At 64.1% G+C, this 7549-nt stretch carries 5 protein-coding genes; 4 read left to right on the forward strand and 1 reads right to left on the reverse strand.

What is annotated here, in order from left to right:
* Positions 1-44: 44 nt before the first annotated feature.
* Entirely contained in the window at positions 45-2063 is a 2019-nt protein-coding gene (locus QMG25_RS14075) for a TPM domain-containing protein (RefSeq protein ID WP_283461267.1), read from the reverse strand.
* Positions 2064-2320: 257 nt separating this feature from the next.
* Between QMG25_RS14075 and QMG25_RS14080 the strand changes: the two genes are divergently transcribed.
* The 4 genes from QMG25_RS14080 to QMG25_RS14095 all read left to right on the forward strand — a co-directional run bounded on the left by QMG25_RS14080 (position 2321) and on the right by QMG25_RS14095 (position 7305).
* Positions 2321-4066 carry a S1C family serine protease gene (locus QMG25_RS14080; RefSeq protein ID WP_283461269.1) on the forward strand — a complete coding sequence of 582 codons (1746 nt, stop codon included), beginning with the start codon at positions 2321-2323 and terminating at the stop codon, positions 4064-4066.
* A gap of 256 nt (positions 4067-4322) precedes the next feature.
* Positions 4323-5147, forward strand: a complete 825-nt coding sequence (locus tag QMG25_RS14085; protein ID WP_283461270.1) for an electron transfer flavoprotein subunit beta/FixA family protein — start codon at positions 4323-4325, stop codon at positions 5145-5147.
* A gap of 10 nt (positions 5148-5157) precedes the next feature.
* On the forward strand, positions 5158-6126 hold the full coding sequence (locus tag QMG25_RS14090) for an electron transfer flavoprotein subunit alpha/FixB family protein (protein WP_283461271.1): 969 nt from the start codon (positions 5158-5160) through the stop codon (positions 6124-6126).
* A gap of 174 nt (positions 6127-6300) precedes the next feature.
* Positions 6301-7305, forward strand: coding sequence for a type IV toxin-antitoxin system AbiEi family antitoxin domain-containing protein (locus QMG25_RS14095; protein WP_283461272.1), 1005 nt, complete (start codon positions 6301-6303; stop codon positions 7303-7305).
* The last annotated feature ends 244 nt before the right edge of the window (positions 7306-7549 follow it).

Consider the following 7549-nt stretch of genomic DNA (forward strand, 5'->3'; position numbering starts at 1 on the left):
CATGAATATGCCGGATAGTGAAGCGCGGCCGTGTCGCTGCCGGCTTAGAAGTTGCCGCCGCTGCCACCGAATCCGCCACCGCCGCCTCCGCCAAAGCCTCCGCCGCCACCGCCGAAGCCGCCGCCGCCGAAGCCTCCACCACCGTGGCCGCCTCCGGAGAGCAAGCCGCCGATGATGCCGCCAAGGATGGCGCCTCCCATGCCGCCACCCATGGAACCGCGGCCGCCATAGCCGCCGCGGCCACCGCCGCCGAAACCATCCACGTCATTTTGGGCGGATTGGATGGCTTGCTTGGCCAATTGCTGGGCCTGCTGGGCATAAGTCAACGCGGTGGCCGGGTCGGATTCAGCGATGGAAACTGCGTAGTCAAAGTTGCGTTGGGCCTCGGACAGGCGCGTCCTGGCCGCCGCACCGACGCCTCCGCGGCGTGCCGCAATAAAGTCCTGGGCCGTGGCGATCGCTGACTGGGCCCCTGCGAGCGTCTGCTGCAGGGAGGCTTGGGCACGCAGCGCCTGCTGTTGCTGGTTGCGCAGTCCGGTGAGCAGTTCATCGAGTTGGCCGTGGGCGGATTCCACGGCGTCCAGCTGGGCCAAGGGGTCCTGTTTCTCGGCGGCAGCATTCATGCGAACGTCGTTGAGTGCAACTTCAGCGGCCTGGACCGTTGGCGCGTAGCGGGCAAACTTTTCCGCCGACACCATCGACTTGGCTTGTCCCAGGTCGTTCAAGGCATCCTGGAGGGCTGAGTCCAGGGTGGCGGCGGCGTCCTTGATGGCCGCCTCCGTTTTGGCAATTGCTTCCAGCAGCACCTTGCACTGGTGCAGACTTTCCTGGGCGGAGTGGACGGACATGGCCGCGCCGGCCGTGTCCGAAGCTGCCAGCTTTGTGTCGGCATCGGCTGCGGCCGTCTCAACAAAGTCAAGGCGTTCGGTGGCTTCGCCAACATTGTCGCGCACGGGCGCCACGGCGTCGTCGGAGTAGCGTGCAGTCAGGGTGGCCAGCTTTTGTTCTGCGCCGGTCAGCGCGGCACGCGCCTCGAGCGCTTGGGTGCGGATGGTGGCCAGCACGGCCGGCGCGGTTCGCTCCAGTTCGCGCAATTCGTCAAAGGCCGCTTTTTGCTCATCCAGGGCCGCATTGGCGTTTTCGCTGCGCTTGATGATTTCCCCAAGCCATTGGCGCTGTTCTTCAATGGAGTCCGGGATTTCATCGTCCAATTGTTGCTGGAGCTTGAAGGATTCGGCGAGGTGTGTCTTGGCACTGGCCAAGGCTGCCTGGAACGGCTTGACCGACTCGTCGCCATAGGAGGCCTGGGCAAAACCAACTTCGTGCTCACTAGTCTTGATGGCGTCGTCGGCGGCAATCAACAATGAACCAGCCTTGGAGCGCAACTCGGCAATGGTCATGCCGGCATTGGCATCAAGCGGCTTCCCAGCCGGCCCATAGCCCTTCTCCGTGGCCTCCGCCGCTGATTTCTTGCGTTTTTTGCGAAGGTACAGGGCTGTGCCGGCACCGCCGCCGACGACGACGACGACGATTCCGAGCGCCACGAAACCGCCTGTGGGATTGGGGACGTTGCCCTTGCCGCCGCCAGCCGCATCGCCCAGGGCGGCTGCTGTATCGATGGCCGCCGCGGACCAGTTGCTGTCGACCAGCTGTGGCTTGAGCACCTTGCTTTGAATGTTTTCGTTCTTGGCTGGAGGAATCACGGAGGTGTCGGCCAGCAACGCGTACTTGCCGTCCTGGGTCGCCACCACCAGCAGGGCGTCGTTGGCCCCCAACTGCTTGTCGGTGGCAACCTCGGTGCCCCAGGCTTCGCCGCTCATTCCGTCGAAGGAGTCCACGTAGACCACGAAAAACGTCAGGCCGTGGTCTTGGCCCAGCTTGTCAATGGCTGCCTGGACGCCAGCCTTGTCCCCGCCGAGCGCATTGGCGTTGTCAACAATGTAGGTGCCGCCAGGAATACTCACCGGGGGTTCGGCCTGTGCCAGGGCAGCCGGGGCCAGCAGGAGAAATAAAAGTGCCAGTGCTGCCAGAAAGGGGGAAAATAGTCTTGACCGTGCAAACATTGCTCACCTTTTGGATATGGGGCCACTGCGGGATTCGGCTCTAATACTTCACACGATACTATGGCGTTGTCCCGACGCGTGGGCAGGATTCCTTGCCCAGCGAACAAGGCCGGAGCCGAAAGCGCTGCGACATCATGAAGAACGACGAACCTTCACAGCTACCTTCCAGCGAACGTTCGTCAACGCATCAGCCACGGACGACAAGATGAAGATCAATCAAGAATTCATCACCTGAGATTTCAATGAAGGGAAAGCTGATGTCAGAGAACAACGGCGACTACACCACACGCAACGACGGAGAGCACGAGCAGACACCTCCAACCTCTGAGCAGGCCGCCGTTCAGCAGCCCTCCGAAGCCTCTGCTCCAGCGAACACCGAAGCTGCTGCTTCGCCGACGGTGCCACCGGCGCCCGCTGAACGTCCGCGAGCCAACTATCCGGCACGCCCGTGGCAGACCCAGGAAAATGCCCCGGCCACTCCGCCGTCGACTGCCCCAAGCTACGGCGCGCCGGTTGCCCCGCCTGCGACGATTCCGAACTATGGTGCGCCCACGTACGGCGGATCGGCCTCGTCAGAGAACGAGTCCGGGAACCCGACCGAGCGCATTCCCGGCAACTATGCCGCCCAGCACCAGCCGAACCAGCCTGCTGAGCAAAGCCAGTACGGCCAGCCCAGCCAACAGCACGGACCGGGCGGGCACCCGGAAATGGGCCACGCGGGACCGGGATACCCGGCGTCGAACGCGTATCCGCACTCCCTGGCACCGGCGGTCACAGCCAAGCACAAGGAACGCAAGAAGGTGGGCATGGGCTTGTTCTCCGCCAGCGTTGTGGCGGCGGCGCTCGTGGGCGGCCTGGTGGCAGGCGGAACCAGCTTCCTGCTCGACGGCCAAGGCAACAACACGGTGGCCAGCTCGAGCCAGCAAAGCTCACCGCTGGTCGTCAACAACCCCAACTCGGTCAATGAGGTCAGCGCGGCCGCAGCCAAGGCCATGCCGTCGGTGGTGACCATCTCGGCCACGAGCGGGAACTCCGGCGGGACGGGCTCGGGCATCATCTTGGACACCGCAGGCCACATCCTGACCAACACGCACGTGGTGACCCTTGACGGCGCTGCGGCACACGCCGACATCGAGGTGCAGCTGAGCAACAACAAGGTGTACAAGGCCACGATCGTGGGAACCGACCCGCTCTCCGACTTGGCTGTGGTCAAGATTGATGCCCCGAACCTGGTGCCCGCGTCGCTGGGCCAGTCGAGCAAGATCAACGTCGGCGACACCGTCATCGCGATCGGCTCCCCGCTGGGCTTGAACGGAACCGTCACCGACGGCATCGTCTCGACGCTGAACCGCACCATCCAGGTGGCTTCCTCGGCCGTCCCGAAAACTCCCAGCGACTCCTCGCAAACCCCGTCCGACGGCGGCAACGGCTTCCGCTTCTCCCCTCCAGGCGGCGGGCAGGACAGCCAAGCAGCCCAGGGCACGGTGAACTTGAACGTGATCCAGACTGATGCTGCCATCAACCCCGGCAACTCCGGCGGCGCCCTTGTCAACGGAAAAGGCCAGATCGTGGGTGTCAACGTGGCCATTGCCTCCGCAGGCAGTTCTTCGGGCGCCTCCGGCCAGAGCGGCAACATCGGAGTTGGCTTCTCCATCCCGATCGACCACGCCCAGCAGGTGGCGCAGCAGATCATCAAGACCGGCAAGGCCACCCACGGCCAACTGGGCGTCTCGGTGAGCGGGACGTCGGCAGCCGGCTCCAATGGTGCCTTCTCCAGCGGCGCCACTGTCAAGGACGTGACGGCCGGCAGTGCCGCCGCCAAAGCCGGATTGCAAAACGGGGATGTCATTACCCAGCTGGGCGACCGCACCATCAGCGATCCTGCCGAGCTGACGGCGGCAGTTCGCGAACAGGCCGGCGGCGCCACAGTGAAGCTTGACTTCACCCGCGGCGGCAAAGCCCAGTCGGTGGATGTCACACTCGACACCATGACAACAAGCTAACTGCCACCACGCACAAAAGAGTCCTTCTCCGGTTCCCGTTTCCAGCGGCAGCCGGAGGGGGATTTTTTGGTGCGCCGTCAGGGTTTCGGGGGTATTTTGCGCAGCGAAGCCCGGGGACGTAATGTTCGCCACGAGTAAAGAATCGTCCCGGTAAATATACGTCGGGCCAGCTTCGAACTAAGCTGTTGGGGTAGGCCAAGGGCGAACCCGCGGCGTCCGCCCCGGCATGGGACGGGGAGCTGCGCACCATCCGTCCATGACACAAAGGACAGCAGTGGAAAATTCAGCACTGAACATTGTGGTACTGGTGAAGTACGTGCCAGATGCACAATTCGACCGTCATCTCACCGGCGACGCTCACACCATCGACCGCAGCGAAAGCATCCTGTCCGAACTGGATGAATACGCCTTGGAAGCCGCACTGGCCTTGACCGACGCCCGCGGCGGCGCGAAGGCCGGCAACGTGGTGACAGCCTTGACGCTGGGCCCGGCCTCCGCCGCGGCAGCCGTGAAAAAGTCGTTGCAAATCGGAGCCACGCAAGGCTTGCACGTCACCGACGATGCACTGGCCGGTTCCGACGCCTCGGCCACCTCGCTGGCCCTGGCTGCAGCCATCAAAACACTGGGCCCGGTGGATCTTGTTATCACCGGCATGGCGTCCACGGACGGGGAAACCTCCCTCATCCCGGCCCAGCTGGCCGCCCGCTTGGGCTTGGCACAGCTGACCTTCGCCTCGGAGTTGGAGGTTGAGGGCGGCACCGTGACGGCCCGCCGCGACGGCGACGACTACTCGGAGGAAATCGAGGCATCACTGCCGGCCCTGGTTTCGGTGACGGACCAGGCCAACGAGCCTCGCTATCCCAACTTCAAGGGCATCATCGCGGCCAAGAAGAAGAAGGTGACCACCGTGTCCCTGGCGGACCTGGGGTTGGCGGCGTCCGCCGTCGGAGCTGAAGGGTCGCTGACAACTGTCAGCGCCGCCGCTGAACGCCCCGCGCGCACCGCCGGCACCATCATCACCGACTCCGGCGACGCAGGCATCCAACTCGTTGACTTCCTGGCCGCGCAGAAACTGATCTAAGGACCCCTCAATGACTGCAATTGTTGTTTATATTGATCAGCTCGACGCCCCGGGCAAGCTTTCCACCACCGTCGGGCAGCTGTTGACGCTGGCCCGCGGCGCCGGGGAACCGGTGGCCGTGGTGGCCGGTCCGGCCAGTGCCGCACTGCTCGCCGAGCTTGGCGCGTACGGCGTTGCCCGGGTGCTGCACTCCGAGCAGGCGGAACTGGGCGAATACCTGGTGGCGCCCAAGGCCGACCTCGTCGCCCAGGCCGCAGCCGCTGTATCCGCCAGCGCCGTGCTGGTGGACAACAGCCCGGCCGGCAAGGAGATCGCGGCCCGCGCGGGCGTGGCCCTGAACGCCGGCGTCATTACCGATGCCGTGGCCGTGACGTACGACGGAGGCACGCTCGTTGCGCACAAGTCCGTCTTGGCAGGTTCCTACACCGTGCAGGCGCGGGCCACGTCGGCCGTGGCTGTCATCAGCGTCAAGGCGCACAGTGTCGAAGCGTCGCTGGCAGCCGAGGCGGTCATTCCCGCCGTCGAAGCTGTCGAGGTGGCCTTTGCCCCGGCAAGCCTGGCAGCGCGCGTCACCAAACGCACCCCGCGTGCAGCCTCCGGGCGTCCGGAACTTGAAGATGCCCGCATCATTGTGGCCGGCGGCCGCGGCCTGGACGGCGACTTCACCCCGGTGGAGGAGCTGGCCGACGTGCTGGGAGCAGCGGTGGGTGCCTCACGCGCCGCGACCGATGCCGGCTGGATCTCGCACGCTTCGCAGGTGGGGCAGACGGGGAAGAAAGTTTCCCCGCAGCTGTACATCTCGGTGGGCATTTCCGGTGCCATCCAGCAAAAGGCCGGCATGCAGACCTCCAAGCTCATCGTTGCTGTGAACAAGGATGCCGAATCGCCCATCTTTGAAATTGCCGACTTCGGCATTGTCGGAGACCTGTTCAAGATCCTGCCGCAGGCCGTTGAGGAGATCAAAAAACGCCGGGCCTAATCCGGCACAACGGAAAAATGCCGTCGTTTGACGGTTTTGCCATGGAACAAACCCTGGCAAAACCGTCAAACGGCGGCATTTGTTGTTGAGGCACCGGGCGCGAAACGTTCGGGGTTGTCCACAGACCGCAAAATTCAGCTGTTGTGCCACGGAGTCTGGTGCAAGGCTTGATGCATGGACACGCCCAGACTCATCCGGTCGGCGGACTATGACCGGCTCGGCCAGGACCGCCGCAAGCTTGCCACGCTCCATCACCGCGGCGAGATTGTTCGCATACGCCGCGGATTCTACGTCCGAACGACTGAATGGGACGGGCTCCAAACGAAGGAACAATACGGTTTGCGTGCCTTGGCCTTTGCCCACGGAGCGGAAAACAATCCCGTGTTGTGCCACGCCACGGCGGCACTCTTGTGGGGCCTGTGGATTGTGGGAGTGCCGCAAAAGCTGCACTCCGTGACTGAGGTGACCACCAGCGGGCGCAGCACCAACAGCGTGGTCCGCCACGCGGCATCCTTGTCTGAAGGGGTGGTCCAGTGCGGACCGTTCCTGCTGACCGACAAGCTCACCACCACACTGCAGCTGATCCGCACCTTCGCCTTCCCCTATGCAGTGGCCGTCTGCGATTCCAGCCTGCGTGTTCCGGACCGCCGGAATCTTGTCAATCAATTTGCGGTTCCTGCAACAAAGCCCTTGGGGCACATGCCGGTCTGGGAGACCGACTGTCCGCAGGGTCCGCCACTGTCCCTTGAAGAACTGTGCGCCGGAGCGGGGCAGTTGCGCAGCCAAGCTGCCCGGAAGCGGGTCTTGGCAGTGATCGATTTCGCTTCAGGGTTGTCGGGGTCGGCAGGGGAATCCCTCAGCCGGGCGAAGATTTTTCAGTTGGGATTTCCCGCACCCGTCCTACAGCAACGGTTTATGCTCCGTGACGGCAGTGACGCCTTCGTCGACTTTTGGTTTGAAGAACAGCAGGTGGCGGCTGAATTTGACGGGATGGGAAAGTACCTCAGGCCAGATTGGGGCGGAGGACTTTCACTTCAGGCAAGAATCCTTGCTGAAAAGCAACGCGAGGACCAAATTCGGGCTCACGGTGTGGGTTTTGCCAGGTGGGATTGGAAAGAAATGATGAACCGGGACAGGTTGACGTGCATACTGCGCCAAGCGGGATTGCCACAAACATAGTCCGTCATGCCCGCTGCGTCCTGGTGGCGCAAAAGTGCCGCGGGGTTGGCCGTAATGTCCGGAGACTATCGCCTGCCCTGAGCGGCACACCCCCCGGGGGTACCCCAGGGGGGGAAGGTAGGAGCACGAAGGGCGGGGCGGGTGGCGGGGGGAAGAGGGGGTTGGGGGTGTGTAGGTATGTGGGGGGCCCCCCGGGGGGTGTGGGGGGGGGGGGGCGGGGGGTGGGGTGGGGGGGGGGGGGGGG

The organism is Arthrobacter sp. H35-D1, assembly GCF_030063185.1.
GTDB lineage: Bacteria > Actinomycetota > Actinomycetes > Actinomycetales > Micrococcaceae > Specibacter.